The sequence below is a fragment of the Magnetococcus sp. PR-3 genome (assembly GCF_036689865.1).
In the GTDB taxonomy this organism is placed as follows: Bacteria; Pseudomonadota; Magnetococcia; order Magnetococcales; family Magnetococcaceae; genus Magnetococcus.
In genome coordinates, this window is sequence record NZ_JBAHUQ010000071.1 from 1 (window position 1) to 2,522 (window position 2,522).

The following is a 2,522-nucleotide window of genomic DNA, read 5'->3' on the forward strand; positions in this document are numbered from 1 at the left end:
TTTTTTTTACACCTCTGCTGGCTTGCAGAGCTTATATTCAACATTCCCTCTGCAGATAGCATAGTGAAATTTCGGTGACCCCTCGACCTCCGAAACCGCATCCGGGTTTACTGAAGCCTCAAGCTCTTTCTTGTCCAGTCTGTGAAATTGCCCAATCACGTACGTGATAGGAGCTTGAGTTCTCGCACTGGCTTTCACATCAACAGGTCTTTGTGTTGCCCCTAAAAGATGAATCCCACGCTTACGGCTACGCTTAGATAACTGAATATAACCATCTAGCTTTGCGGGCATATCTTTAGGGCAACCCTCATGCAATTCATCTACAGCAACATGCAACGGCTTTGCCCATGGCTTCCGATAGTCTCCATAATGATCCTGCATTTGGAACACCACTTTAGAAAAATTATGAAGCTGCTCAGGGATTCCCGAAGGGTGCGGAACATAAATCACCTTAAAGGGACCGTTCCACTTTTTATATAAATACCGCCTGAAATCTTCTATATTTCCTTCAATCAAATCATAATCCTGGAAATCACCTGAAAGCATATCTTCGGGATCAAAGATTATGCACCGCTCTGACTTCCACGACCTGATAACTGAAGCCATCAACACAGATTTTCCGCTCCCTGACGATCCGTATATCATGCCTCGTTGACCATCCGGTTTAACGTGCTTCTTCATCTTCCGTTCCCTTATCCATCTGGCTACCCTCCGTTCCTTTATCCTTGCGTACCTTATCCCTCTCCTTCCTACTTCTCCCCTCTTGCCATGCCATATAAACAACTGGACCGATTCCAGCGGCGATAACAAGGCTTCGCTCAAGCGTTTTACTATCAATCTTGCCCAATGCAGACGATAAGACAGGGGAATCCATGAGCATCTCATAGGTAGCATCAACAGCCTCATGAACCGATGGATCGTCCGCAGCATGCCGGTAGGTTTCATAACCTGTCCTCTCATGCGCCCTAAGAAACTGTGCTTTCACCATCCGCCTCATTACGCCAGGGTCCAACATCCGTTCAACTTGACGTTCCAGCCTGTCACGAACAACCCCCGGCATGCCTTCTGATTCATCCTCCTGTTCAAGACAATCTGTTAATTGATATAGCCCGTCTTCCCCTAGCTCCATACCCTCTAAAGGATTCGATAATACCCCCGACTCCACATCTATATCAGAGGCACTTTCGACTTCACCATCCAAATCCATCGAAACCCCCTACGCCTTCATTTACGGGCTGTTCAACAGGAGGTGTGGGTGACTCCTCCGTACGTACGGATTCCGTACGTACGGGATCCGCACGTGACGCCCTCTGCTTAGCCTGTAATTCACGCATCTCTTCAACGGTTTTATATCCAGGCATCCGTGAGGGATGACGCCAATAATCCCCACCACGAATATGATACCGGCATACATCACCCGAGAACTCACCAACACAGTTTCCATACGCCTTTCCATGCCGATCCAAACGCATGGACAAAAAACCATTCTTGCGCGCACTTGCACACGCCGGACATATCACAGCACCTACGGTCTGTTCATGTAACTTTGCTTGAATATCAAGCTGCTGATGCATTCTCACACTCCCTTTCATTTCCCATATAATCATCAATCAAAAACAGCCGTTTCGTTGCCCGCCTCATGCTCTTCTCTAAGCGTTCAACGCCACCCTGGCTAACCGCTTCCTTACCCATTCGATACAGATACAAGGGAACCTTGTTTTTTGCTTCTTTAATCCTCAAGCCACACGCCACCGCCCAAGACCCACACATCCCCATGATTTGGGCGTTCATTCTTTCCTTAAACTCACGCCTAAAACCCTTTACAATCTTGCCCTTTATCACACTACCAACCTTGCCAAGCCCATCCATAAAGCTACCTAAAGCCACTGTTTCCCTGATCAGATTCCACATATCGTGGACAATTGATCTAGTGATATTTTCAGGGTTTTTCTCTTTCAAATAGCGAATTTCGGCCATGCAGTTATCAAGCATTGACGGAACAGCATCTTCTATCTGTTCAAACGTGGACACATTCCACTGCTCTTTAAGCGCACGCTTGCCAAAACGAAACTCTGTCCGCCAAATCCTTGGACAAGATCCTAATTTTTCCCCCCAGATTTCGTACCAATGGCCATTGTTTTTCTCTTTTACCTCTCTCCTTTTGTCGTATATCTGAACCTGCCTGTGCGGCATCTTTCCAACCGTTATTCCCGTCACCTCTTGAGCACCTACAATCACCGCCTCATCTTCTGGCATAGAGGCATAATTCGTCATCACTTTAGTGCGGCTATGACGAACAATCATGAACGGGTCAGGAACAAAGTCTTCTGCTGTTTTCACGTCTACAGCCAAATCAAAACGACCAATAGACTCTTTAATCACCCTGCACTCCAACGCCCCTAAAACATGAAGCAAGCGCTCCTTAACCTTGCTATAACCGTCAATAGCAAGCTGCTGTGCTTTTACTTCAACACGGATATTCCACTGTTCTACATCTGTGGAAGCCTTAAACAGCCACAGTT

General features: G+C 46.9%; 4 protein-coding genes. All 4 read right to left on the reverse strand.

Annotated elements, in window-relative coordinates; genetic code table 11:
* Positions 1-6: 6 nt before the first annotated feature.
* Positions 7-681, reverse strand: coding sequence for a type IV secretory system conjugative DNA transfer family protein (locus tag V5T57_RS20520; protein ID WP_332893140.1), 675 nt, complete (start codon positions 679-681; stop codon positions 7-9).
* Positions 665-1,207, reverse strand: coding sequence for a hypothetical protein (locus V5T57_RS20525; protein ID WP_332893141.1), 543 nt, complete (start codon positions 1,205-1,207; stop codon positions 665-667). The genes V5T57_RS20520 and V5T57_RS20525 overlap by 17 nt, the downstream gene beginning before the upstream one ends.
* The gene (locus V5T57_RS20530) at positions 1,191-1,574 is read right to left on the reverse strand and encodes a hypothetical protein (protein ID WP_332893142.1); all 384 of its coding nucleotides are present in this window, start codon (positions 1,572-1,574) and stop codon (positions 1,191-1,193) included. The genes V5T57_RS20525 and V5T57_RS20530 overlap by 17 nt, the downstream gene beginning before the upstream one ends.
* Positions 1,558-2,522: hypothetical protein (locus V5T57_RS20535; RefSeq protein WP_332893143.1), on the reverse strand; the 965-nt coding region annotated here is incomplete at its 5' end. The genes V5T57_RS20530 and V5T57_RS20535, both read right to left, overlap by 17 nt.

What these genes read in the sequence shown, in the direction of transcription:
- V5T57_RS20530 (WP_332893142.1), bottom strand. Translation starts at nt 1,574, where the DNA reads ATGCATCAGCAGCTTGATATTCAAGCAAAGTTACATGAACAGACCGTA.
- V5T57_RS20525 (WP_332893141.1), bottom strand. Translation starts at nt 1,207, where the DNA reads ATGGATTTGGATGGTGAAGTCGAAAGTGCCTCTGATATAGATGTGGAG.
- V5T57_RS20520 (WP_332893140.1), bottom strand. Translation starts at nt 681, where the DNA reads ATGAAGAAGCACGTTAAACCGGATGGTCAACGAGGCATGATATACGGA.